We start from the raw sequence: 25506 nt of genomic DNA, 5'->3' as shown, positions 1-25506 counted from the left end.
GCGCAGGCGCCGCGTCGCGGCTCAGTGCCCGTCGCAGTCGCAGCAACCCCACCCTTTCGCCTTCGACGTCTGGCCGATGCCGGGGTTGAAGGTATTGCTCGGGTCCAGCGTGCGGTAGAAGCCGGCCAGCGCCGGCTTGGCCGGATACAGGTGGCCGACATTGTGCTCGGCCGGATACTCGGCACCGCGCTGGTCCAGCAACGCCCACATCGCGTGCTCGATGGCCATCGGGTCTTCGCCCTTGCGCGCGATGTAATCCTGGTGGAACACGTGGCACAGGAAGTGGCCGTAGTACAGCTTGTGCAACAGGCGGCTATCGATATCAGCCGGCAACTGCTCGAACCAGTCGGCATCGTCGCGGCGCAGCGCGATGTCCAGCGCGACGATGTCCTGCACCTGCTCGCGGTGCACTTCGCGGTAGCGCACGGCGGCACCGGCCACGGCGAAGCGATGCAGGAACGCCTTGCGCCCTTCGTCCGCCGTGCAATGGAAATAGCCGCCTTCATGGTCGTTGAAGAAACCGCGCAGCCACGCTTCGGTGGCGGCCGCATCCTGTGCGGAAACCTTCAGCAGCAGGTGATGCTCGTAACGCTGGCGGAACTCGCCCATGCGCTTGGGCAGGTGCGAAGGCAACAGACCGGTCAGCACCTGCATCACCCGGTCGGTGACGCCACGCAGGCCGAGCCGTTCGAACCAGCCATCGACCCGGCTCTTCAGCGCGAACGCGGCCGGCACGCGCGCGGTGCCGAGCTTGTCGATCAGCAGGAAACTGTCCTTGCCGTAACGCTCACCAATGTCATAGGCATCACGGTGGATGTACTCGCCGGCGATGGGCAGACGCTCGAAGCCGGTCAGCAGCTGGCGGCGGATCGCCGTCAGGCTGTCGGTGCGGTTGCTGCCGATATAGAAGACCTCGGCGGCCTCCTTCTCGAAGGTATCCAGGCGCACGGCGAACACGGCCAGCTTGCCCGCTGAACCGGCCGCCTCGAAATGGCGGCTGGGGTCGGCATTGAAGCGTGCCGGGGTGTCTGCATCCACCTTGCGTACTTCCTCGGCGTAACGCGGATCGGAGGCGGCACGGCCATCACCGTTGCTGACATCGGCAGTGCTGTAGTCGCCGTCCTGCAGACGCTGCAGGATCTGCTCGGGCGTGTCGCCCAGTGCGATGCCCAGATGGTTGACCAGTTGCAGTTCGCCCTGTGCGTCAACCTGTGCATACAGCGCCAGCTCGGTGTAGGCAGGGCCACGGCGCACCAGTGCGCCACCGGAGTTGTTGCAGATACCACCCAACACCGAGGCGCCAATGCACGAAGAGCCGATCACCGAGTGCGGCTCGCGGCCCAGCGGTGCCAGCGTCTGCTCCAGCCGGTCCAGCGTCGCGCCGGGCAGGCACAGTACCTGCCGCCCCTCGTTCAACAGCTGGATGCCGGTCAGGCGCAGGGTGCTGACCAGCACGATCGGCCGGCCGTAGTCGTCGCCATCCGGGGTGGAACCGCCGGTCAGGCCGGTATTGGCCGCCTGCAGGATGATCGCGGCCCCGCCCTGCACCGCCGCCTGCAGCACGTTCCACAGCTGCAGCAGCGTGCCCGGGCGCACCACCGCCAGCACCGGGCCGTCGCCGAAGCGATAGCCGCGACGGAAGCGGCGGGTGGCCTTGTCGCCGGTCAGTACATGGCGGTCCCCCACCGCAGCGCGCAACTGCACCAGCACCGTGTTGCGATCACTCATGGCAGGCGCACCAGCGAATCACGGCCGATATCGGCGATGCGGCGTGCGCCGGTCAGGGTCATCGCCACGCGCATTTCCTTGGCGATCAGGTCCAGCAGGTTGGCCACGCCGGCCTCGCCCTGCGCAGCCAGCGCGTAGACGAAGGCGCGACCCAGCAGCACGGTATCGGCGCCCAGCGCCAACATGCGCACCACGTCCAGGCCGGTGCGGATGCCCGAATCGGCGAGGATCCTCAGGTCACCCTGCACGGCGTCGGCGATGGCCGGCAACGCGCGTGCGGTGGACAGCACACCATCGAGCTGGCGGCCGCCATGGTTGGAGACCACGATGCCATCGGCGCCGAACGCGACCGCATCACGCGCATCGTCCGGGTCGAGGATGCCCTTGATCACCATCGGGCCCTTCCAGAACTCGCGGATCCATTCCAGGTCCTTCCACGAAATGGACGGATCGAAGTTGCTGCCCAGCCAGCCGATGTAGTCCTCCAGGCCCGTAGGGTTGCCACGGTAGGTGGAGATATTCCCGAGGTCATGCGGGCGTCCGCGCAGGCCCACGTCCCACGCCCAGCGCGGATGGCTAATGGCCTGGCCGATGCGGCGCATTGCAGCATTCGGACCACTCATCCCCGAGTGCGCGTCACGATAGCGCGCGCCCGGCACCGGCATGTCGACGGTGAATACCAGGGTGGTCACACCCGCCGCCTGCGCGCGCTCCAGCGCATTGCGCATGAAACCGCGATCGCGCAGCACGTACAGCTGGAACCACATCGGGCGCTGGATTGCTGGCGCGACTTCTTCGATCGGGCACACCGACACCGTGGACAACGTGAACGGAATGCCGCGGCTGTCGGCTGCGCGCGCCGCCTGCACTTCACCGCGACGGGCATACATGCCGGTCAGCCCGACCGGGGCCAGCGCCACCGGCATCGCCAGCTTCTCGCCGAACAGCTCGGTTTCCAGGCTCACGTCGGACATGTTGCGAAGGATGCGCTGGCGCAACGCGATGTCGGACAGGTCGGACACGTTGCGCTTCAGCGTGTGCTCGGCATACGCGCCGCCATCGATGTAGTGGAACAGGAACGGCGGCAACCGACGCTCAGCTGCAGCACGGTAATCGGTGGAGGCGGAAATGATCATGGGGTCAACCGTGTGGGGAAGGCAGGCGCGAGGCCCGCGCACGCCGGGCTTCGTTGTCATCGAGGGTGCGCAGCGTGGTGTGCACGAACTCGAGATGGGCATGCGCGGCGGCACGCGCGCGTTCGGGGTCGCCGGCCAGCACCGCATCCATCATTTCGCGGTGCTGGTCGGACAACGGCGAGAAGGTCCTGGCCGAGGTGTAGAGCTTTTCGCGGCTCTGCGAGATGTTGGTCTGCAGCAGCTCGAACAACCCGCGCATCACCTGCAGCAGCACCAGGTTGTGCGAGGCCTCGGCGATGGACAGGTGGAAGGCCGCATCGGCCTCGGCTTCGCCGGTCGGATCATCCTTGCCATGCGCGTCCATCATGGTCTGGAACGCCTGGGCAATGCGCGCACGGTCCTCGTCGGTAGCGCGCAGCGCCGCGTGCCAGGCCGTGGCGCCTTCCAGCGCGTGGCGGATTTCCAGCACGTCGAAGCGGTATTCCGGGTCGCCCTGGAACAGCGGCAGATACGGCACCAGGGGTTCATCCAGCGCCTGCCGTGCCCGTGCGGCCGGCTCGCTCACATAGGTGCCACCACCCACCCGCGCTGTCAGCAGGCCGTGGCTGGCCAACTGTGCGATGGCCTCGCGCAGCGCGGTGCGCGAGACCCCCAGCTGAACCGCCAGCGTGCGTTCGGCCGGCAGCCTGTCGCCCGGCTGCAGCTGCCGTTCCTGCACCAGCGCACGCAGCTGCGCGGCCACCTTGTCCGAAATCCGTTGTGTGCTCATGGCGCCATTGTGGCCCGAAGCACGCCGCTGTTGGTCGGCCTGCGCTGCATGCTCAGGGAATCATCCAGGTCAGCCAGTAGGCCTGGGCCAGGGTGATCAGGCCGACCATCGTGGTGAAGATCAGGCTGTGCTTGACGGTGAAGCGGAACAGGTCCGATTCCTTGCCAGCCAGGCCCACCGCTGCGCAGGCGATGGCAATGGACTGCGGCGAGATCATCTTGCCGGTGACACCGCCGGTGGTGTTGGCCGCAACCAGCAGCACGTCGGACACGCCGATCTGCTGCGCGGTGGTCGCCTGCAGCGCCGAGAACAGCGCGTTGGACGAGGTATCCGAGCCGGTCAGGAACACGCCCATCCAGCCCAGGAACGGCGAGAAGAACGGGAACGCCTTGCCGGTGTGCGCCAGTGCCAGGGCCAGCGTGGCCGACAGGCCCGAATAGTTGGCGATGAAGGCGAACGCCAGCACCATGCCGATCGAGAAGATCGGCATGCGCAGTTCGCGCACGGTTTCACCGAAGGTCTGCAGCGCCGACCGCGCTGGCATGCGCAGGGCGATGATCGCGATCACTGCAGCGAGGATGATCGAGGTGCCGGTGGCCGAGAACCAGTCGAACTTGTACACCGCCTCATAGCTCAGCGGCGCTTCGACGATCGGCGGCATCTTCTGCACCATCTGGTCCAGGCCCGGCACCGGGATCTTCAGCACCCAGCCTTCAAGCGGGCCACCGGCTGCGAACAGCGACTTGAACGGCTTGATGCTCCACACGGTGACCATCGCGGTGAGGATCAGGAACGGCGACCATGCCTTTGCGATCTGGCCGACGCTGTGGCGCGGCGCTTCCAGTGCCTGTGCGGCCGCCTCGGCGCTGGTTTCGGTATCGAAGCGGAAAATCCGTACCGGCTTCCAGCGGCGCAGGAACAGGGTCAGGCAGACCAGCGACGCCAGCGACGCGGTGATGTCCGGCAGTTCCGGGCCGATGAAGTTGGAGGTCAGGTACTGGGCGATGGCGAACGAACCGCCGGCTACCAGCACCGCCGGCCAGGTTTCCTTGATGCCGCGCCAGCCATCCATGATCGCCATGATCCAGAACAGCACGATGATGGTCAGGAACGGCAGCTGCCGGCCCGCCATCTGGCCGATCTCGAAGGCATCCAGGCCGGTCACCTGCCCTGCCACGATGATCGGAATGCCCATCGCACCGAACGCCACCGGCGCGGTGTTGACGATCAGGCACAGGCCGGCGGCATACAGCGGCTTGAAACCCAGCCCGACCAGCAGCGCGGCGGTGATCGCCACCGGCGCACCGAACCCGGCAGCACCTTCCAGGAAGGCACCGAAGGCGAAGCCGACCATCAGCATCTGCAACCGCTGGTCCTCGGTAACCGACAGGATCGAGGCACGGATGATGTCGAACTGGCCGGTCTTGACCGAAACCTTGTACAGGAACACCGCGCCGATGATGATCCAGGCAATCGGCCACAGGCCATAGACGAAGCCGAAGCCCGCCGCGCCCAGCGCCTGCGCAAGGGGCATGCGATAGAACAGCAGTGCCACGGCAAGCGCGATGACCACGGTGATGGTGCCGGCGATCCAGCCCTTCATGCGCAGCACGGCCAGGGCAATGAAGAAGAAGGCGATCGGCAGCAGCGCGATCAGGCTCGACAACCACAGGTTGCCAGCGGGGTCGTACACGTGTTGCCAGGGCTGCATGGGGGCTCTCGACAGGAACAGGAGGTTCCCCACCGGGTGGGGGCGTCGTGTCCGCCATTATTGGTCGTACCATTATGACCGATGATCGGACCACAGGCGCGAATTGAACCGCCAATCCTGCGAAGAGCCTATTAGACCATAGGGCTATACGGAATTATTGGTCGTACCATTTATTGGCTTACAGCTTCTTCTCCACCCGTCGGATCAGCGCGAGCACCAGCACGCACAGCACGCTGACGCCGAGCGCGATCACGTACTTGCCGATGCCCACGGCAATGCCGATGGCCGCCGCCATGATCAAAGAGCTGGCCGTGGTGAGCCCGCTGACCTGGTCCTCGCGATTGCCACGCAGGATGGTGCCGGCGGCAACGAAACCGACGCAGGCCACCACCGCTTCGATCAGGCGCACCGGGTCGACCTGCAGCAGATCGCGGTAGCGCTCCTGCTGGAAGTGTTCGGCCACCGAGTCACCGAGCCCGACGATCAGCGCAGCAGCACCGGCAATCAGCATGTGCGTGCGCAGGCCGGCAGCGTGCTTGCCCATCTCGCGCTCGACGCCCAGCACGCCGCCAAAGACCATGGCGGCGGCCACGCGCAGCAGAATGGACATGTCCTGGGTGAGTTCCATAGAGAGGCTCCGGAAGTTTCCCGGAGCGTTGCGCGGCGGCCGTGGGACGGCGGTGAAGGCGATGGCACGCCCTCTTCACCGCGCGGATTCATCGAGGCATGGCGTGGACCTGCTGATCACCGCCATGCATACCCCGGTTGCACCCGGTTACTGCGCCAGATAGCCACCATCGATGGCGTAGTACGCACCCGTCGCGAACGAGGCATCGCCGCTGGCCAGCCAGGCGACCAGCGCGGCCACTTCCTGCGGTGTTCCCAAGCGCTTGAGCGCATGCCGCCCTTCCAGCGTTGCGCGCACCTTGGCGTCCATCTTTTCAAGCAACGGCGTGTTGATGAAGCCCGGGCCCACCGCATTGATGCGGATGCCATCGGCAGCGTGCTCCCACGCAGCCGTCTGGGTCAGGCCGACCACGCCATGCTTGGCCGCCGCGTAGGCGGTCGAGCCGGCATAACCCACCTGGCCCAGGATGGACGCCATGTTGATGATGCTGCCGCCGCTGCCCGCCGCACGCATCGCCTGGATCTGCGCCCGCTGGCAAAGGAACACGCTGGTCAGGTTCACATCGACCACGCGTTTCCAGCCATCGATCGGGTAGTGGCCACTGCTGGCCGCTGGCCCGCCGATGCCCGCATTGTTCACTGCGATGTGCATGCCGCCCAGTTCCTTCACCGTGCGCTGCACCGCCGCTTGCACCGCCGCTTCGTCGGTAACATCCAGTGCGATGCCGATGGCCTCAGCACCCTGGCTGCGCAGCGCGGCTACTGTTGCATCCACCGCCTCCTGCTTAAGGTCCCATACCGAAATACGCGCACCAGACGCAGCGAGCGTTTCCGCTACCGCCAGGCCGATACCGGAAACACCGCCGGTCACGATCGCGGTTTTTCCGTTGAGCTGGTAATCAATCATCTGTGGTCTCCATGTGCGGGGAATCGATTCGGACAGAAACGTCCGACCTCACAGAGCTGCGCGACCTTCAACTTGGCCGTAAATGCCAATCGATTGACCCGCTGGATATCGCATCCGGGCTGGCATTGGAGAAAATGACGGGGATCTATTTCTACCTCTGAAAGCGCAGGACCGATCCGCGCTGCAGGTGCACGATGGAACGTGCGGGCCACTGGGCGCCGGCACCCATCATCTATGGTTGAGCGCCGAGCGATGTCCCGATATTTCACGTTTGCCGATTACCGCCGTTTTGGCCAGCGACACGGCTATGACTACCGTGCCGATCCAAGCCACCTGCGCGAAGAACAGTGGGCCGGTCACGGCGACCTGCACGAGCAGACCCTGCGCGGGGGCATGAGCCTGCTCGCATCGGACGTGCGCAACCGCATCGCCTATACCGCCACAGCGCACGAACGGCCCGGCCTGGTCATCCGCGTGATGCTGCAGGGACAGGTCGACGTGCAGGTTCCCAACGGTCGTGACTTCAGCCTGCGCGCAGGCACCGCAGTGACTACCAGCCACCGTGACCACGTGGCGATGGTCGGCGTGCATCCGGGCAATACCCGCCTGCGTGGCATCAGCCTGATGGTGCCAGCCGATCTGGACCCGGACCTGCTGCGGCAACCGCAATTGCAGCGGGCATTGGGCTCACACATGGAATGCAGGCACTGGGCGATTCCACATGCGATGCTGCCGCCCCTCGCGCAGCTGTTCGACAGCCCCTGGCAGGACGGCCTGGACGCGCTGTGGCGCGAGGGCATTGCCCTGCAACTGCTGTCCACCGGCCTGCAGGCCGATGATCTGCAGGTTGAAGGTGCACGCATGCTGCGCAGCGGACAGCGCAGCCGGCTGGAACGCGTGCGAGCTTTCCTGCACGACGAGCCCGGTCACGCGCACAGCCTGGTCGAGCTGGCCCAGCTGGCCTGCATGAGCCCCAGCGCGCTGCGCCGGCACTTTGTCCAGGTGTATGGCTGCTCGGTATTCGACTACCTGCACGAACAGCGCATGCGTCACGCCGAGCAGGGCCTTCGTGAATCCGGCTGGAGCGTCGAGCGCGCGGCGGCGGAAACCGGCTATCGTCATCCGAGCAACTTCGCCGCGGCATTCCGCAAGCGCTTCGGGCTGGTGCCCAGCCGCTGGCGCACCGGCCCTTCGAAGGTCGGCTGAGCCGCCGATGCATGCTTTGGCTGCGCCGGACGCTGGCAGGTCCGACGCAGTGTGAATCGCTAGCGGATGCCGCTGTCCTGCGCCGCCTGCATCACCACTGCAGGCACGTAGCAGGGGCGCTTCGGATCGCTGTCCACACGCCAACCGCGGCCCAGCAGGACACCTGAGTCAGCCTCACTCCCCCGCTGCTCCGCCGTGCAGTGAACAGCACTGGCCAGCACCTCGCCGTCACGTCCCAGCCACTGGCGCAATCCATAGCTCATCCCATCCACGGTCATGCTGCCCAGCGAAAGGTCGAGGATCCCAGGCACACCATCGCCACCTTCGCGCGCAGCCACCTTGCCCATTCCACCGGACTCGAACCTGCGGCGTACCAGCACGCGCTGGCTGCCATCGAACAGGGTGATCTCGTTCTTCCAGTCGCCATCGCGCCCGACGTACTGCCGCGTCCAGATCCGCTCGGCTGACATCGGCAGGATCTGCGTGTAAAGGGGCGGCAACACCTCCCGCCCGTCGGCCAACATCATTCCGTAGCTGCCGTCACGCAGGAAGATCAGTTGCGTGGCGGTCAGTTCCTCGGCCGAGCCAAAGGACACCGCAACGAGCTTTTCCAGCTGCGTGTTGTAGAGGTGAGCGTTGCCTTCGTCATCGTCCAGCACCAGCAGCGGCACAGCGATGTAGTCTTCCCGCAGCCACAGGCCGGGGGGCACCAGATGCGGCTGCAGATCAGCACCTATCCACAGACGCGGTGATCGTTCACCCGCCAGCGTGCCCAGCACACCGGCGTCGGTCGCACGGTAGTCGACCACGTCCGCCTGCTCGAACAGCACCCTGCCATCACAATCGAGGATCGCCGCGCCGGCGCCGTCATGGGCATTGCGCAGCCGCCAGGGAAATGCCGGGTGATCGTTGAAACCCAACGAGCGCGCCTGCGCGACCACCCTCCCCTGTGCATCCACTATCGACTCGCCCGCGTCTTCACCGCGTAGCAGCCAGCGTCCCGGGCAATAGTCCACGATCATGCCGGTGGCGGATGCGGGCAGCGCCACAAAACGGCCGTCATCCAGCAGCCAGCCGCGCTCGGGCGCGTCGCTGTCGAGGCCATTGGCATGGCGGCGAACCTCCAGTGGCCTGTCTGCGGCGCGGTCGAACCTGACGCTGCTGCGATAACGCGGCCACAACGTCGCGCCCTGGTACAGCGCCGGGTCAACGCGTGCACCCGCCGCATCGACACGCGCCCACGTATCCAGCTGTCGCAGCCACCAGCCATCGTCGCCCGCTGCACGCGCCTCGTCGAAGTTGCCACTCAGCAGCACCGCGCCCTTCTCATCCTGCACGCGGCATGGGGCCATTTCATAGTCGCCGCAGATCACGTACACCTTCCGATCTGCGAAGGGTCCGCCCACCCATATCTCCTGCGCATCGATGTGCAGGACTTCGCGACCGTCGAGGCTGAAGATGCGTGCGCCGCCATCGCGCCCCTGCCAGGCCATCCGATCAGGCGCAATCACCATCCAATCACCAGCCTCGCGCATCGGGGGGAAATGCACCTTTCCCTGCGCATCGGCCAGGCCGGTCCCCTGATAACCGCCCTGCTCGTCGCGCAGCTCGATTTTCCAGAGCAGATCGCTGCCTTCAAGACGGTCGCCGTAGCGGATGCCTCGCGTGGACGTGTGCAGCAGCCGGCCTTCATCATCGAACCACTGCGAACGCTGCGCGTTGCCGTTACCTGTCTGCTGGTACCAGTCGCTGCGGTACCAGCGATCCGGTCCCAGCGGAATGATGCTCGAGCCATCAGGTGCCACCCGCAGGCGACCGTCCGCCCCCAGCAGTGGGTCGCCTTCAAAACCGCTCAGCTGCGGTGCGAAGGCACCAGGAGCGGCCATTGCCACACCGCAGGCTGACAGCGCGCAGCAGAGAAACATCCTTTTCATCGTTCACACCATGACGAGCAGCGCTGCACGCTATGCGATGCTGGTGAACGATGCAATCGAAGCATTTCCGTTGCACAGGCGGATACCGACCTTGCGCCGGCATCCATCCGGGCAGAGTCCGCTCAATACACCGGCAGTTCGATGTAACTGGCCTGCGCGGCGCTGTGCCATACCCGCTGCGTGGCCTTCTGGTAATCACCCGGCTTGGCCAGGTAGATGTTCGGCACATAGGTCTGCGGGTTGCGGTCGTACAGCGGGAACAGGCTGGACTGCACCTGCACCATCACCCGGTGGCCCTTCTGGAAGGTGTGGTTGGCATTGGGCAGGTCGAAGCGGTACGGCAGCACCTGGTTGGCCACCAGCGCCGTGGGATCGCTGAAGCTCTCGCGGTAACGGCCGCGGAAGATCGCCAGTGACACCGGCAACTCATAGCCCCCCATCTCCGGCGTCGATGCCTCCTGGTCCGGATAGACGTCGATCAGCTTCACCACCCAGTCGCTGTCGGTGCCACTGGTGGACGCCTGCAGGTTCACCACCGGCGTGCCACCGATGCGCAGCGGTGCGGTCAACGGCTCGGTGATGAAGGTCAGCACGTCAGGCCGTCCATCGACGAAGCGCTGGTCCTTGACCAGCCAGGTGGTCCACATGTCGCGGTCGCCAAAGCGCACCGGGCGCGGTACGAACGGCACCGGCTTGGCCGGATCGGACACGTATTCCTCGAAGTCGCCCTCGCCCGCCGCCGGTGCCTGGAACGCCAGCTTGCCACCGGCGCGCAGGTACAGCGGTTTGCTGCTTGTCGCGCACGCCTTCTCGCAGCTGCGCGGCCAGCCCTGCAGGCGGTCCCAATGGTTTTCACCGGTGTTGTAGACCAGCACCGGTGGCGTATCGGCCTTCGGTGCGCCGTCCACCAGGTACTGGTCGAAGAACGGCTTGAGCACGTCGCGGCGGAACTGCAGCGCGGTATCGCCGTCGAACTTCAGCGCTCCCAGCTGGCTGCCGTCATAGTTCACCTGGCTGTGCCGCCACGGCCCCATCACCAGGTAATTGTGGGTGTTGCCGGTATCGCGCCCTTCCATCGCCTGGTAGGCATGGTTGGCACCCCACATGTCTTCCTGGTCCCACAGGCCCTGCAGCCACATGGTCGGCACCTTCAGCGGCGTCTTCGCCATCACCTCGTCCAGCGCCTGGCCCTGCCAGAACGCATCGTATGCAGGGTGCTGCACCAGCTTCTTCCACCAGGTCAGCTGGTCCACGCCGGTGAAGCGCGCGTAGTCACCGGCCGAACCGATGCGCAGGAAGGTACTGTAATCGTCGTAGCCCAGCGACGGCAGCGGCGTGCCCTTGCCGCGCTTCTCGGTCTGCATTGCGAAGTAGTTGAAATTGACCTGGCGGAAGGCGCCGTAGTTGAGCCAGTCGTCGCCCATCCAGCCATCGACCATCGGGCTCTGTGGCGCCGCCACCTTCAGTGCCGGGTGTGGATCGGTCAGCGCCATCACCACGGTGAAACCTTCATACGATGAACCGAGCATGCCGACCTTGCCATTGGTTTCCGGCACATGCTTGACCAGCCAATCGATGGTGTCCCACGCATCGGTGGAATGATCGACCTTTGTACCGTTCAACGGCCCGCGCAGCGGCCGGGTCATCACGTAGTCGCCTTCGGAGCCGTACTTGCCACGGATGTCCTGGAACACGCGGATGTAGCCGCCATCGACGAACACTTCATCGCCCTGCGGCAGCAGATCGCGCATGCGCGGAGAATCACTGCGGCTGGCGCGGCCGGCGGCGTCGTACGGTGTGCGGGTCAGCAGGATCGGCGCGTTGTGGGCGCCCTTGGGCACTACGATCACCGTATACAGTTTGGTCCCATCGCGCATCGGCACCATCACCACGCGCTTGTCGTAGTCGCGGCCCACATCGGGAGCGACGAAGGGTTTTTCGCTGATATCCGGGGTCATCGGCGGCGTGTCGGCGGCCAGCACGGTGCTGGACAGGCTCAGGGCTACGGCAACAGCAACGGCACGCACACGCATGGACATCACCTCCCGGCAGGAAAGGCCCCAGCCTACTCCCGTAGCACCCGGCAAAGCGCGTGCCTGCTTTGCATTCTGCGGCGTTTACAGGCAGGACTGATGGCACATGTGCGGGCTGCTGCCGTTGCGCTCGCCGGGCCATGCCCGGCGGATCCATCACGCCACCGTTACCTCATGCAGCGCCAGCCAGTGCCAGCGACCGTTTTCCTGCCGCAGCACCGCCAGGGATTCCCGCCATGTGGTTTCTCCCTCGCCAATGGCATGTCCCTCGCGGTAGCGCAGCACCGCCAGCGGCGACGGCGCTTCCACCGCCTGCACAGCCTCGATGGCGATCTGCAACCCAGGTCGTGCACCGTGGCCGCCCGCGAACAGCGCCTGCACTGCACTCCGGTCCAACCTGCGTCCGGCAATGCCCACCATGCTGAAGTCCGCGCAGAAATGCATCATCAGATCGTCCAGCGCATCGGCCGCGGCCTCTGCGCGGAACCAGGCCTGCAGCTTGTCGTGCAGAAAATGGATTTCGTGTTCGGCAGTCTTGTCCATCAAGCAGTCTCCGGAGTGGAAAGGGAATGCAGCTGCGACCGGCGCAGCAGCGCCAGCGGCAACAAGGTGAGTACCGCAGCCAGGCCGAGCGCCACGCCGGTGGCATGCGCCGGCCACCACTGCATGGCCAGGGCCAGCAGCAGGGCGATGGCGGCGGTACCCAGGCAGAAGCTGAGCTGGCGGTTGAGATTCCACAGCGCGCTGGCATCGCCCAGCGCCTCCGCGTCCACACCATGGAACGCCAGCGTCTGCGCGGTGCTGCTGCACAGGCTGCCACCCGCACCCATCAGGGCGAACAGCATCACGGCCAGCACGAACGATGGCTGTGCTTGCAGCGCCATCAACAGCAGACCGCTGGCCTGCAGGACCATGCCCAGCCGCAGCACCGTGCCCGGCCCGAAGCGCGCCATCAATCGCCGGCTGCCGGTGATCGCCATTGCCGAAGCCAGCGCCCACGGCAGCATCAGTGCGCCGATCTGCGCGGCGCTGTAACCGGCGTGGTTCAACTGCAGGGTACTGGCCAACTGGCTGCCGATGAACACGCCCGGTACTGCCAGATACACCAGCATCGCCATGCGCAGGCCACTGTGTGAAAGCAGCGACCAGCGCAGCAGGGGCTGCGGCTGCCGGCGCGCATGGCGCAGATGGGCGATGGCCAGCACCACCGCCAGCAGCAGCAACCCTGCACCGGCGAAGCGATGGCCGGGCTCACCCAGCCAGGTCAGCGCCAGCAGCAACGCGCCCAGCGCAGACATCGCGGTGGTCAGCGCATAGCCTTGCAGGCGCGGCGCACTGCGCCGGCCATCAGCCGGCATCCACGCCAGCACCAGGGCAATCGCCAGCACCGCCAGCGGCAGACTGGCCCACAGCACGCCTCGCCAGGACAACCATTGCACCAGCAGACCGCCAAGGGCCGGTGCCAGTGCCGGCACCAGCAACGCCACCAGCAAAATGCGCCGGGTCAGCGCACCGCGTTGTTCAGGGGTGCACTGCCGGTACGCCGCCGCCTGTGCCACCGGAATCAGCAGGCCACCGGCCAACCCCTGCAGCAATCGCCAGCCCAGCAGCCAGCCAATGGACGGTGCGGCGCCGGCCAGGCCCGCGGCCACCGCGAACAGCAACAAGGCAACCAGCAGCAGACAACGCTCACCGCAGCGCGCGGCCAGCCAAGGTGCCAGCGGAATCACCACGCTCAGGCCCAGCATGTAGGCGGTGCCAACCCAGGCCAGGGTACCGACGTCCGCATGCAGCTCGGCCGCCAGCGCCGGATAGGCCACCGTGGCGATGAACATGTTGACCAGGTCCAGGGCGAACACCAGCAGGAAGATCGCCTCATGGCGCAGGCGCGGGGAAGGCATCAGCAGGCTCCAGCAACGAAGGTGCCAGCATGGCGGACCAGCCTTGTTGGAAAAACACGACGGCAGCTGCAACACTGTCAAATCTGTTTTGACAATGAGCCACCATGGTCAGCCTCGATCGCTTCGATATCTTCCGTGCCGTGGTCGAGGCCGGCAGCCTGACCGCCGCCGCCGAGCGCCTGGGCCTGAGCCGTGCGGTGGTCAGCTTCAACCTGAAGCGGCTGGAGCAGGAGCTGGGGGTAACCCTGCTGCTGCGCAGTACCCGTCACCTGGCGCTCACCGAGGCCGGCGAACAGTTCCTGCAGCACTGCGTGCAGGCGCTGGATGCCGCGCAGGCCGCGATCGATGCCGCACGCCGCGACCAGCATCAGCTGCAGGGCATGCTGCGCCTGACCACCACCCCGGAGTACGCGCAGCTGCGGCTGATTCCGGCACTGGAAGCCTTCCGCACGCAGCATCCAGCGCTGGTGCTGCATCTAGCGACCTCACCGGCACCGGCCGATCTGATTCCCGAACGCTTCGATCTGGCGATCCGTCTCGGCCGCCTGCCGGACTCGGGGATGCATGCCAGTGAACTGGAACGGCACCCACTGTGTGCGGTGGCCGCTCCGTCGCTGCTGGCGCGCCTGCCGTCTGCCGATGCCGTCGATGACCCGGCGCTGCTCGGCACCCTGCCCCGTCTGGGCTATCCGCGCCTGGCCGATGTACCGGTGGTCGCAGCGGATGGCAGCGATGCCCTGTTCGCCACCAACCCGGGCAACGCGGTGGTACGCGTGGATGGGGCCAGCAGCCTGCGCGCGTTCGCCGTGGCCGGTGCAGGCGTCACCGTGCTGCCGCGCTGGCTGATCGAAGATGACCTCGCCCACGACCGCCTGCGACCCGTTCTGCGCCAGCACCGCTTTCCGCAGCAGAGCGTCTACGCGGTGTACCCGCACAGCAACCAGCCCTCGCCGAAGGTGCGGCAGCTGATCGATTTCCTGCGCGTGTGGTTTGGAACATGAAAACACGGCCCCTTTCGGGGCCGTGTCTTCAAGCATCAGGACCGCGCCGTATCAGCGCAGCACCTGCTCCACCAGCTGCACGTCCACGCTCTGCAGCGGCTCGGCAGCATTGCGCGACAGCTGCACCTGGTAGGTGCCGCCATCGATCTTCCACTGGCGGGCCTGTGCATCGTAATGGGCCAGGGTCTTCGGCTCGGCTTCGATGCGGATGCGGCGCTGCTCGCCCGGCTGCAGGTTCACCTTGTCGTAGCCGATCAGGCGGATCGGCGTGGTGCTGCCGGCCGGCAGCTTCAGGTACAGCTGGGCGACATCTGCACCCGCGCGCTTGCCGGTGTTGCGGATGTCGACGCTGGCGACCAGACGCGAACCCTCCACGCTCACCTTCAGGTTTTCATAGGCGAACGAGGTGTAGGACAGGCCGTGGCCGAAGGCGAAGGTCGGGGTCAGCCCCTTGGCTGCCATCCACTTGTAGCCGACGTTGGCGCCTTCAATGTCGAAATCGAACACATCGCCGAACGGCTTGGCCGGCTTGAAACCGAGGCCATCGATGTGCGGACGCGGCAGCTGCGATTCGTCCACTACCCAGGTCACCGGCAGGCGGCCGGACGGATTGGCCTGGCCGGTCAGCAGCGCGGCAATGCCTTCACCGCCACGGATGCCCGGGTACCAGGCCTGCAGCACCGCCGGCACCTGCGCCAGCCACGGCGTGCGCACCGGGCCGTTGGTCTCCAGCACCAGCACGGTCTTCGGGTTGGCCTTGACCACTGCCGAAATCAGTGCATCCTGGTTGTCCGGCAACTGCATGTCCGGCAGGTCCACCGATTCGGCGGCCCACTGGGTAGCGAACACGATGGCCACATCCGCCTGTGCAGCAGCCTTGGCTGCAGCGGCAGCATTGGTGCCGTCCACATAGGTGATGGTGGCATCCGGACGCGCGGCACGCAGCGATTCCAGCGGCGAAGACGGATGGAAGATCACCGGGCCCGGCCAGGTGGTCGGCAGCACGCCCGGCACCGCATTGGTGCCCTTGGCAGTGACGCCTACCATCGACGAACCACCGCCACCGATCACGCCCTTGTCGGCATGGCCACCAATGATGACGATGCGCTTGGCGCTGTCGGCCAGCGGCAGCAGGCTGCCTTCATTGCGCAGCAGCACGCTGCCTTCTTCCACCGTGCGCTGGGCCACGGCGAAACCGGCCTCGGCGTCGACCTTCTGGTGCTGCGGCGGGTTGTCGAAGTTGCCGTGCAGGAACATCGTGCGCAGGATGCGCGCCACCATGTCGTTCAGGCGCGCCTGCGGCACTACGCCGCCGTGCACCGCCAGGCGCAGCGGCTCATCGAAGAACACCGCCGCATCGAACACTTCACCGGCGGACTGCTGGTCCAGGCCGGCCAGCGCCGCCTTCGAACCGCTGTGCACGCCGCCCCAGTCGGACATCACGAAACCGGGGAATTTCCACTCCTGCTTCAGCACCTGGTTCATCAGGTAACCGTTCTCGCAGCCGTAGGTGCCATTGATTTTGTTGTAGGAACACATCGCCACGCCCGGACGACCGGCTTCCAGCGCGATCTCGAACGCCAGCAGGTCCGATTCGTGCATGGCCTGTTCGCCGATGCGCACGTCGTGGAAGTTGCGGCGGGTCTCCATGTCGTTCAGCGCGAAGTGCTTCATCGAGGAGATCACGTGCTGGCTCTGCACGCCCTGGATCACCGCGCCGACCATCGAACCGGCCAGCAGCGGGTCTTCACCGGCGTATTCGAAGTTGCGGCCGTTGCGCGGGTCACGCTGCAGGTTGACGCTGCCGGACAGCAGGATGTTGAAGCGCTGCTGCCAGGCTTCGCGACCCATCGTTGCGCCACCGGCAAAGGCAACACCGCGGTTCCAGGTGGACGCCGTGGACGGGCCCGACGGCATAGCCGTGGCGAAATCACCCGGGCGGATACCCCCCGGATTGGTCACGCCCACGCCGGCGTCGGCCGACTGCTGCGAAGGAATGCCCAAGCGCGCCACGCCCGGCACGAAACCGGCCGAACCCACCGCACCTTGCGGCAGCTTGCCGCCATCCTTGCCCAGCCCGAAGTAGCTGTGCAGCATCTGGAACTTCTCGTCCTCGGTCATCGCCTTCAGCAACAGCGCAGCGCGCGCATCGGCAGTGAGCGTGGTGTCCATCCACGGCTGCTCGCCTCCCTTGTCGGCGGCATAAGCCAGCGTCAACAGGGTCGCACGCAGCGTGCTGCCTTCCACCTTGAACGGCGCACTGCTGGCAGCCTGGAAACCATCGCTGAAATAGCTGGCATCGGCTTCCAGAGCCACGCGTGCCGGGTCGAAGCCGGCAGCCTTCGCCGATTCACCGGCTACCGCACCGAGCAGCACCGCCGGGGCGCCGAGCCGCGAACGCGACACCAGCGCCGGCAGCTGCGTGGCACCGGCGCCTGCGTCGGTGTAGACCGCCACCGCATGGCGGCCGTCATCCAGGCGCAGGTAGTTCAGGCCCGGCTGGTCCGGGCCGGATTCGGCAGCGATCGGCAGCCGGGTCAACACGGCCTGGCCGTGCTGGGTCTGGCCATCATCCTTGCCGGCGGCGATGAAGCGGTACTGGTAGCCCAGGCCATCGGCCAGCAGCTGCAGCGGATCGACCTGGCCGATGCCGCGCTGTACCTGGCGAACGCTGACCGCGTCCACCTGCAGGGTCTTCAACTGGGCAGCCAGGGCCGGCATCGCGTCCGCTGCCGGCGCCTGCTCCAGGGTCAGCACGGTGAAGGCGGCGGAGTCGGCCCAGGCCGGGGTGGCCAGTGCGGCAGACAGGGCCAGGGACAGGGCGAGCGGCTTTGTAAACGTTTTCATCGGCGGGCGTAATTCCGTTGCCAAGGCAATCGGTCCAGGGAAAGTGCCGCCGAAGGGTGCAGCGTCATGCCGCGCATGCGTTGCCGGGCAACGCCTTGCAGGCCAGAGGACGGACCGGTCTGCGCGCGGGACCCTCCTCCCGTGCGTGACAACCTGCCTGTCCGGGCCGCGCAGGGCGACCCATCATGTGAAGAGTGTGCGAGGGCGTTCATCGCTGTCAACAGGACCTAAGTCACAGGCGCTACCTGCATGATGGTTATCAGCCCATCACCGGCGGTCATCAGCGGGCCGCGCGAGGCTGCCGATAATGGATCTCCCCGGCGACGAATCGAGCCCATGACCGTACATCGCGACTTCGACCATCTCTGGCGCGACCGCTGTGACACCTCCAGCCAGCGCAGCCCGCGCGTGCTGATCCGGGTATTCGTCGCCCCCGGCGAGCTGGAACGCAGCGTGGCCTTCTACGAGCAGCTGCAGGGTGTGGTCGCCGATGCCGGCTTTCCGTTTCCCGAGGCGGGCCTGCGGCTGGCGATGGTCGGTGCGTTCCTGCTGATCGAAGGCTGCGACGAGGCACTGGCGCCCTTCACTTCGACAACGGGCACGTTGCTGGTCGACGACGTTCGGCCGTATCACGACAAGCTGGTGGCCGCTGGCGCCGAGATCATCTTCCCGCTGCAGGTGGTGCCCACCGGTGCGGCGTTCAATGCGGTGCATCCCGACGGTACCGTGGTCGAGTACGTGCACCACCGGCCGGACCCGCAGGGGCGCTGAGGTGGCGCGCCCCACCTCAGTAGATCCACGCCATGCGTGGATGCCTTGCACCCGGAGCCGTGCGGCACCATGACCGCTATCCACGCATGGCGTGGATCTACTGCTCTACCTGCGCCATCCACGCATGGCGTGGATCTACAATTCCCCCATGTCCTCCCCCGCTCTGCCCTGGAATGGCACCCTGCTGCTGGATGCACACGTTGCCGTGCTGCAGGGCCACGCCGGTGACAGCGCTGCGCATGCGCACTACGCCCATCAACTGCTGCTGAGCGAAGGCGCGCCTTGGCAGGTCGAGATCGATGGCGTTCCGCAGCAGGGCCGGCGCGTGTGGCTGCCCTCCTTCCAGCCGCACGCGATCCTGTCGGCTCCCACTGACGGCTGCACGGTGTTCCTCGAACCGGCGCATGCCGACCTCGAACAGATCCAGCAGCATCTGCAGTCGTTGCCAGGCAATGCCGCGCAGCTGCACGAGTGGCTGCCACGGCTGAGTCGCCCGCAGCCCCTGGACCGTCGCGTGCAGGCGGCGCTGGCCCGCATCACCCAGCACCTGCCCGGCCCGGTGCCGGCCGCCGATATCGCCGAGGCCGCGCATCTGTCGACCAGCCAGCTGCATCGGCGCTTCCAGTCCGACCTGGCCGTGACCCTGCGCGGCTGGGTGCTATGGCAACGGCTGCGCAGCGCACTGGCGCATCATCTGCGTGGGCACAGCCTGACCGACAGCGCACATGCCGCCGGTTTCGCCGACCTTCCCCATCTCTCGCGCAACCTGCGCCGTATGTTCGGCATCGGCGCCGCACAACTGCAGGGCCTGCAGCTGCACGCGGCCTGACGCCCCGATCAACCGCGCCTGCGCAGGCCCTCCGGCAGCTCCGGCACATCGCCATGCGGCAGCTCGCGGAACGGCGCCAGCAGTTGTGCGGAATACGCCTGCGGATAGTCCGGCTGGCTGCCGATGCCCAGATCACGCTGCCCCAGCCGATAGCCCGGTGCGTCGAACGCCGTCCCCAGCAGGTGGTCCCACACGGTCAGGAACAAGCCGAAATTGACGTCGCCCGCAGTGCCATAGCGGATGTGGTGGAAGCGATGCAGCGGCGCCCATGCCATCACCCTGCCCAGCACACCCGGGCGCATGTCCACGTTGGAATGCTGCAGCAACAACTGGATCGCAATGGCAAACGCCAGCACTGCGGCCACCGGCATCGGCATTCCCAGCAACAGCAGCGGCAATACGCCGCCCACTGCTTCGGCGGCCTGGTGCAGCGGGTGTTTCATCAATCCATTGAAACCGTACATGCGGGTCACGCTGTGATGCACCGCATGCAGCCGCCACAACCAGCCGATGCGATGGCTGGCGTAGTGGACCAGGGTGATGCCAAGGTCAGCCGCGATGATCGCCACCAGCACCTGCAGCGCGAATGGCCACTGCATCGGCCAGATGTGCCAGGGCACGATCGCCGCCAGCAGCGGCACCGTGGCGATCGACAGCAGGTTCAGGCTTTCATTGACCAGCGCATGCAGGACGTCGCGCAGGCGGTCGCCATGGTCGTGGTTGAACGCCGGGTCATATGGCCACATCCGTTCGGCAGCGAACGCCATCGCGATGGCGACAACCAGCAAGGCAAGCAGCCACAACGGGTCACCGTGATGGTGACCAACCCATACGATGGCGGCAGTGACAAAACCCAGCAGAAACAACGGGGCATACAGGCGGAGCATCCAATTCTTCATGGGCAACCCGGGAAGTGAGGGGCCTGCATGTTGGCGGGGCGTACAGACTGTCGGCTTGAACAAACGGCGCAACCCCTGCGTCGTCCATCCACGCATGACGTGGATCTACAATGGCGACCTCATTGCGGCCGGGACCGGCATGGACTCCTTCACCTTGATGCGCGCCTTCCGCCGCATCGTCGAACGCGGCAGCCTGGCCCGTGCCGCCGAAGACCTGGGCCTGTCGCCAGCCGGGCTGAGCAAGCAGCTGCGCACGCTGGAAACGCACCTTGGCGTAGTGCTTCTGCAGCGGACCACCCGCCGCATGAGCCTGACCGAAACCGGCCATGCCTATTACCGCGAATGCTGCCGCCTGCTCGATGAGCTGGACGCCCTGGAGCGCGGCATCGCCCAGCAGCGCGGTGAAGTGAGCGGACGCCTGCGCGTCAATGCACCGCAGTCGTTCGCGCTGAGCACGCTGTCGCCGCTGCTGCCACGTTTCCTGCAGCAGCATCCGCAGCTTGCGCTCGACCTGGTGATGGAAGACCGGCTGCTCGATGCGGTCGGCGAAGGCTTCGATGTCTCCCTGCGCATCCGCGCCGAGCTGGAAGATTCGCGGCTGGTCGCACGCCGTCTGGCGTCGCTGCAGCAGGTGCTGTGCGCGGCGCCGTCCTACCTGCAGCACCATCCGGCACCGCAGGTGGTGGAGGAACTGCAGGCGCACAGCGTGCTCGGCTACAGCCTGTCCGATTCACCCGGCAGCTGGCCGCTGCTCGGCCCCGATGGCCAGGTCACGGTGACCCTGCCGACACGGGTCACCGCCAACAACAGCCTGCTGCTGCGTGACCTGCTGGTCGCCGGCGTCGGTATCGGTGCGCTGCCCTCGTTCCTGGCCGCACCGGCACTGGCCAGAGGCGAGCTGCTGCAGGTGCTGCCCGACCATCGCTATCCGCCGCGGTTCGTCTACGCGGTCTACCCCACCGCGCGCCACCTGCAACCGAAGGTACGCGCCTTCATCGATTTCCTGCACGCCGAGCTGCCCGCCTGCGCCGGCCTGGATTCGTAACCGCCAGCGAAAACTGAGCTGCCCGCCGCGTGCTGTTTCGGCCCGCCGGCGCCACCTACTCTGCCGCCTCCCCTCTCACGGACGGCAGGCCGATGATCGCCTCTCCTTCGCTGACCACCGCCGCACCGGTGGTCGATTTCTTCCATGACGTGGTCTGCGGCTGGTGCTTCGTGCTGGCCCCGCGCCTGCTGCAGGTCTCGACCGAATTCGGCATCCAGGTCCGCCACCGCAGCTTCGTGCTGCAGGACTCGCGCGAACAGATGATCGAGGTGTTCGGCTCGATGCCGCGCGCCAAGGCCATCATCCTGCGCCACTGGGCCGACTGCGCCGCGCACGACGACAGCACGCGCATCGACATCGACGGCATGCGTGCCCAGCACTTCGAGTATCCCTCCGGCTGGCTCGGTGCGCTGGCCTGCCAGACCGCCGGGCTGATGGGCGGCAACGACGCGCACGGCGTGATGTTCGATGCCGTGCAGTGGGCACACCTGCACCAGCACCGCAACATCGGCGACGCCGAAGTTCTGCTCGATATCGCCGAGTACCTGGGTCATCGGCGTGGCGTCTTCGCCGACCGGATGCGCAGCGATGAGGTGCGCCAGCGTGTGCAGGCCGACCGCGCTGAAGCTGCCGCGCTCGGCATCCGCTCCATTCCCACCGTCATCACTGGTAACGGTCTGCGCCTGCAGACCCTGCCGCTGCCGCAACTGCGCCAAGCCCTGGCGCCGCTGGTCGCGGCCTGAGCCGCGCCGTTCCCCCACCCTGCAAGGAGATTTCCCATGACCCCACATACCCTGGGCACCGCCCTGGCCCTGCTGCTGGCCGGCGCCGCCGTCAGCATTCCCGTATCCGCACACGAACGCGTTCCTTCCGGCCAGCAGGTCGGCACCAGCCCCTGGGGGCCGAAGGACGAGATCGGCCGCCTCAACCTGATCACCGAGGCATCGCGCGCGGCGATCCTGTCGCGGGTCAGCGGCGGCAAGGCCTACGATCTGGCCACCGAGTACTACGTCGGCATGCCCAGCTGGCAGGATGCCGGCGACCCGCACTACCAGTTCTGGATGACCCACACCCCGCGCGGCACGGTGATGGACGACCCGATGGGCGTGGGCGAGACGATGAACCTCACCCGCAGCTACACCGGCACCGCGTTCTCGATGTACAGCCACACCGGTACCCACATCGATGCGCTGAACCACTTCGGCATCCATGGAAAGATCTGGAATGGCTTCGAGGCCGACAAGCACCTCGGCGACCGCGGCTGGAACGTTACCGGCATCGAAAAATTCCCGCCGCTGATCGCCCGTGGCGTGCTGATCGACGTGGCCGGTGCCAAGGGCATGGACATGCTGCCGGACAGCTACCGCGTCACCCGCCAGGACCTGAAGGATGCGCTGGCGCGCCAGCACGTGCAGTTGCAACAGGGCGACATCGTGCTGATCCGCACCGGTCGCATGCGCCTGTTCGAACAGCCCAGGGCCTACATGGCCAACCCGCCGGGCATGGGCCTGGATGCGGCGCGTTTCCTGGTCGAGGACAGCGGCGCGATGATCGTCGGCGCCGACAACCTCAGCTTCGAGACCTTCCCCTCCGAAGTGTCGGACGACTACGTGCCGTTGCACACCTACCTGCTGGCGCAGCAGGGCGCGCCGATCATCGAACTGGTGGCGCTGGATGAACTGGCCCGCGACAAGGTCTACGAGTTCGCCTTCATCGGTGGCCCGCTGAAGATCCGCGGTGGCGACGCCGCCCCGCTGCGCCCGGTGGCCCTGCCGGTACGCCCATGACCCGATAGCGCCGGACCGGGGTGCGGCGGTGCCGGCCTTGGTCGGCACCGTCTTTTTCCCATCCACGCATGGCGTGGATCTACTGCGGGAAGGCCGCCTTCCCCGCATCCAGGCCACCGACTCCCCCAGTAGATCCACGCCATGCGTGGATGCCTTACCTTCTTCAGCAAGCTGAAACCCCACCCTCTGATTTCATTAGTAATATTACTCACAAGCCGAGTAGCATGTCCGATCTCAGCCCCTGATATCGGTCTGTCGATACTCGCTCCATGCCTGCCGTTCCCGCCCACTCCTGTCGCTTGCCGCCAGCCCGGCGCCTCCCTCGGAGGACCGGCTGATGGGTGCCGTCGTCGCCCTCGACCGCCTGCTGGACGGCCGCCAGGTCTGGCGCGGGCCGGCACGCCAGGGCCAGGCCAGCGACCATCTGGCCAGTGGTCACCCGGCGCTGGACGCGCGCCTGCCCGGCGGTGGCTGGCCAGCCAGCGGGCTGTGCGAAGTGCTGCAGGCCGCACCCGGGGTCGGCGAACTGGCCCTGGTCTGGCCGGCGCTGGCAAAGCTGAGCCAGCGCGAACGGCCGATCGTGCTGGTCGCCCCGCCCTACCGGCCGCATGCCCCGGCATGGGCCGCTGCCGGGCTCGACCTGGCCCAGATGCAGATCATCCACGCTGCACCAAAGCAGGCCCTGTGGGCGACCGAGCAGTGCCTGCGCTCTGCTGCCTGCGCCGCCGTGCTGTGCTGGCCGCAGCAGGCCGACGATCGCGCCCTGCGCCGCCTGCAGGTTGCCGCCGACAGTGGCCAGTGCCTGGGTTTCGTGTTCCGCGAAGCCCGCGCCGCCCGCAATCCCTCCCCGGCCAGCCTGCGCCTGCAGCTCGACCACGGCCAGGTGCGGGTGTTGAAGTGCCGCGGCGGGCTGCCACCGGCGCAGCCGTTGCCGCTGGCCATCGCCCACTGAGGCCGCGCCATGCACTGGGCCTGCCTGTTGTTGCCGCAGCTGGCGCTGGACAGCGTGCTGCGCCTGCAGCCCGATCCGCGGCGGCCGCTGGTGCTGCTGCAGGGGCCGGCGCAGCGTCGTGTGCTGCGTGCGGTCAGCCCTGCCGCGCGGGCAGCGGGGCTGCGCCCGGGCATGCTGCTGTCGGCCGCGCAGGTGCTGGTGCAGGACCTGCAGCTGCACGACTACGATCCCAGCGCCGAACAGCACACCCGGCAGTTGCTGGCCAGCTGGCTGTATGCCACCAGTTCGCTGGTCAGCCTCGATTTCCCGCATGCGCTGGTGCTGGAGATCGGTGCCAGCCGTGCCCTGTTCGGCGATTGGCTGACGATCGAACAACGCCTGCGCAACGGCCTGCACGAACTGGGCTTCCGCCATCGCCTGGTCGCCGCCCCCAACCCGCATGCCGCGCGCGTGCTGGCCAATGTGCACGACGGCCTTGGCATCGACGCGCAGCAACTGCCCGCCGCACTGGCGCAGCTGCCACTGGCGCGTAGTGGCCTGCCCATTGATGCGGTGACCGTGCTGGCACGCTCAGGCCTGCGCACGCTGGGCGCAGCCTTCAACCTGCCACGCGAGAGCCTGGCCCGCCGCTTCGCCCCCGGGGTGCTGCAGCAACTGGATGCCGTGCGCGGCCTGGGCAACGCGCCGTTGCGCTATTACCAGCCGCCGGACCGGTTCGATGCGCGCATCGAATTCGAATACGAGATCGAATCCAGCCAGGCCCTGCTGTTCCCGCTGCGGCGCCTGCTGCTGGACCTGGCCGCGTTCCTGTGTTCGCGCGATGGCGGCGTGCAGCGTTTCGACCTGCATTTCGAACACGACCTGCTGCCGGCCAGCGTGCTGACCATCGGCCTGCTGGCCCCCGAACGCGATGCGGCGCTGCTGTTCGAGATCGCGCGCAACCGCATGGAAGCCTTCGCCCTGCCCGCCGGCAGCCGTGCATTGCGCCTGCAGGCCGAGCAGCTGCCGCCGTTCGTGCCGGCCGCGCGCGATCTGTTCGACACGCGTCCGGCGCAAGCGATGCCATGGACCCAGCTGCGCGAACGCCTGCGTGCCCGCCTTGGCGATGACGCCGTGCAGCCGCTGGCCGTGCAGGCCGACCACCGCCCCGAGCGCGCCAGTGGCACCCAGCCACCGGCCAAGCCACCGGCGTACTGGCCGCTGCGTCCCGGCTGGCTGCTGGACACGCCGCAGCCGCTGCGCGATCCGCGCCTGCGTATCGTCGCCGGGCCGGAGCGGATCGAATCGGGTTGGTGGGACCAGGCCGACGCGCGCCGCGACTATTACGTGCTGGAAACCGCGCAGGGCCAGCGTGGTTGGGCCTTCCGCACGCGCAATGATCCGCATGCGCCGTGGATGTTGCACGGCTGGTTCGGTTGATCCC

At 66.9% G+C, this 25506-nt stretch carries 21 protein-coding genes; 9 read left to right on the top strand and 12 right to left on the bottom strand.

The window, feature by feature from the left end; translation table 11 throughout:
• Positions 1-21: 21 nt before the first annotated feature.
• The 6 genes from dld to WKB25_RS07575 all read right to left on the bottom strand — a co-directional run bounded on the left by dld (position 22) and on the right by WKB25_RS07575 (position 6878).
• Positions 22-1728, bottom strand: a complete 1707-nt coding sequence (gene dld, locus WKB25_RS07600; RefSeq protein ID WP_340569784.1) for a D-lactate dehydrogenase — start codon at positions 1726-1728, stop codon at positions 22-24.
• Complete coding sequence (gene lldD / locus WKB25_RS07595; RefSeq protein ID WP_340569783.1) at positions 1725-2864, bottom strand: FMN-dependent L-lactate dehydrogenase LldD; 1140 nt, start codon at positions 2862-2864, stop codon at positions 1725-1727. Before lldD ends, dld begins: the two co-directional genes overlap by 4 nt.
• 4 nt (positions 2865-2868) lie before the next feature.
• Complete coding sequence (gene lldR, locus WKB25_RS07590; protein ID WP_340569782.1) at positions 2869-3633, bottom strand: transcriptional regulator LldR; 765 nt, start codon at positions 3631-3633, stop codon at positions 2869-2871.
• Between the two features lie 52 nt (positions 3634-3685).
• Positions 3686-5344, bottom strand: coding sequence for an L-lactate permease (gene lldP, locus WKB25_RS07585; RefSeq protein ID WP_340569781.1), 1659 nt, complete (start codon positions 5342-5344; stop codon positions 3686-3688).
• A gap of 178 nt (positions 5345-5522) precedes the next feature.
• Positions 5523-5972, bottom strand: coding sequence for an MgtC/SapB family protein (locus WKB25_RS07580; protein ID WP_100460309.1), 450 nt, complete (start codon positions 5970-5972; stop codon positions 5523-5525).
• Positions 5973-6119: 147 nt separating this feature from the next.
• Entirely contained in the window at positions 6120-6878 is a 759-nt protein-coding gene (locus WKB25_RS07575) for an SDR family NAD(P)-dependent oxidoreductase (protein ID WP_340569780.1), read from the bottom strand.
• Positions 6879-7130: 252 nt separating this feature from the next.
• Between WKB25_RS07575 and WKB25_RS07570 the strand changes: the two genes are divergently transcribed.
• Entirely contained in the window at positions 7131-8084 is a 954-nt protein-coding gene (locus tag WKB25_RS07570; protein WP_340569779.1) for an AraC family transcriptional regulator, read from the top strand.
• A 59-nt stretch (positions 8085-8143) separates the two neighbouring features.
• On the opposite strand, the gene WKB25_RS07565 is transcribed toward WKB25_RS07570, so the two are convergent.
• From WKB25_RS07565 to WKB25_RS07550, 4 genes are all read right to left on the bottom strand, one after another.
• Entirely contained in the window at positions 8144-9970 is a 1827-nt protein-coding gene (locus WKB25_RS07565) for a hypothetical protein (protein ID WP_340569778.1), read from the bottom strand.
• Between the two features lie 170 nt (positions 9971-10140).
• The gene (locus tag WKB25_RS07560) at positions 10141-12051 is read right to left on the bottom strand and encodes a CocE/NonD family hydrolase (protein ID WP_340569777.1); all 1911 of its coding nucleotides are present in this window, start codon (positions 12049-12051) and stop codon (positions 10141-10143) included.
• Positions 12052-12207: 156 nt separating this feature from the next.
• On the bottom strand, positions 12208-12594 hold the full coding sequence (locus WKB25_RS07555; protein WP_340569776.1) for a DUF4440 domain-containing protein: 387 nt from the start codon (positions 12592-12594) through the stop codon (positions 12208-12210).
• The gene (locus WKB25_RS07550; protein ID WP_340569775.1) at positions 12594-13952 is read right to left on the bottom strand and encodes an MFS transporter; all 1359 of its coding nucleotides are present in this window, start codon (positions 13950-13952) and stop codon (positions 12594-12596) included. Before WKB25_RS07550 ends, WKB25_RS07555 begins: the two co-directional genes overlap by 1 nt.
• Before the next feature lie 104 nt (positions 13953-14056).
• Here WKB25_RS07550 and WKB25_RS07545 point away from each other — a divergent pair, with 104 nt between their 5' ends.
• On the top strand, positions 14057-14953 hold the full coding sequence (locus WKB25_RS07545) for a LysR family transcriptional regulator (RefSeq protein ID WP_340569774.1): 897 nt from the start codon (positions 14057-14059) through the stop codon (positions 14951-14953).
• 51 nt (positions 14954-15004) lie between these two features.
• Here the strand turns inward: WKB25_RS07545 and WKB25_RS07540 are convergent, their stop codons facing one another.
• A complete protein-coding gene (locus WKB25_RS07540; RefSeq protein WP_340569773.1) occupies positions 15005-17800 on the bottom strand; it encodes a glycoside hydrolase family 3 C-terminal domain-containing protein in 2796 nt (931 codons plus the stop codon).
• Between the two features lie 336 nt (positions 17801-18136).
• Between WKB25_RS07540 and WKB25_RS07535 the strand changes: the two genes are divergently transcribed.
• Positions 18137-18571, top strand: coding sequence for a glyoxalase (locus tag WKB25_RS07535; RefSeq protein ID WP_100552795.1), 435 nt, complete (start codon positions 18137-18139; stop codon positions 18569-18571).
• A 124-nt stretch (positions 18572-18695) separates the two neighbouring features.
• Positions 18696-19400, top strand: coding sequence for an AraC family transcriptional regulator (locus WKB25_RS07530; protein WP_340569808.1), 705 nt, complete (start codon positions 18696-18698; stop codon positions 19398-19400).
• An 8-nt stretch (positions 19401-19408) separates the two neighbouring features.
• On the opposite strand, the gene WKB25_RS07525 is transcribed toward WKB25_RS07530, so the two are convergent.
• A complete protein-coding gene (locus WKB25_RS07525) occupies positions 19409-20287 on the bottom strand; it encodes a sterol desaturase family protein (RefSeq protein WP_340569772.1) in 879 nt (292 codons plus the stop codon).
• Positions 20288-20393: 106 nt separating this feature from the next.
• On the opposite strand from WKB25_RS07525, the gene WKB25_RS07520 reads away from it, so the two are divergent.
• The 5 genes from WKB25_RS07520 (at position 20394) to WKB25_RS07500 (ending at position 25502) form a co-directional block, all read left to right on the top strand.
• Complete coding sequence (locus WKB25_RS07520) at positions 20394-21344, top strand: LysR family transcriptional regulator (protein ID WP_340569771.1); 951 nt, start codon at positions 20394-20396, stop codon at positions 21342-21344.
• 92 nt (positions 21345-21436) lie between these two features.
• Positions 21437-22087, top strand: coding sequence for a DsbA family protein (locus WKB25_RS07515; protein WP_340569770.1), 651 nt, complete (start codon positions 21437-21439; stop codon positions 22085-22087).
• Positions 22088-22123: 36 nt separating this feature from the next.
• Positions 22124-23131, top strand: a complete 1008-nt coding sequence (locus WKB25_RS07510; RefSeq protein ID WP_340569769.1) for a cyclase family protein — start codon at positions 22124-22126, stop codon at positions 23129-23131.
• 337 nt (positions 23132-23468) lie between these two features.
• Positions 23469-24083 carry a translesion DNA synthesis-associated protein ImuA gene (imuA, locus tag WKB25_RS07505; RefSeq protein ID WP_340569768.1) on the top strand — a complete coding sequence of 205 codons (615 nt, stop codon included), beginning with the start codon at positions 23469-23471 and terminating at the stop codon, positions 24081-24083.
• A gap of 9 nt (positions 24084-24092) precedes the next feature.
• The gene (locus tag WKB25_RS07500) at positions 24093-25502 is read left to right on the top strand and encodes a DNA polymerase Y family protein (RefSeq protein WP_340569767.1); all 1410 of its coding nucleotides are present in this window, start codon (positions 24093-24095) and stop codon (positions 25500-25502) included.
• Positions 25503-25506 lie beyond the last annotated feature (4 nt).

The sequence above is a fragment of the Stenotrophomonas sp. G106K1 genome (assembly GCF_037969685.1).
In the GTDB taxonomy this organism is placed as follows: domain Bacteria; phylum Pseudomonadota; class Gammaproteobacteria; order Xanthomonadales; family Xanthomonadaceae; genus Stenotrophomonas; species Stenotrophomonas lactitubi.
Note: the sequence above shows the minus strand (reverse complement) of the source record. Positions and strands in the feature narration are given on the sequence as shown.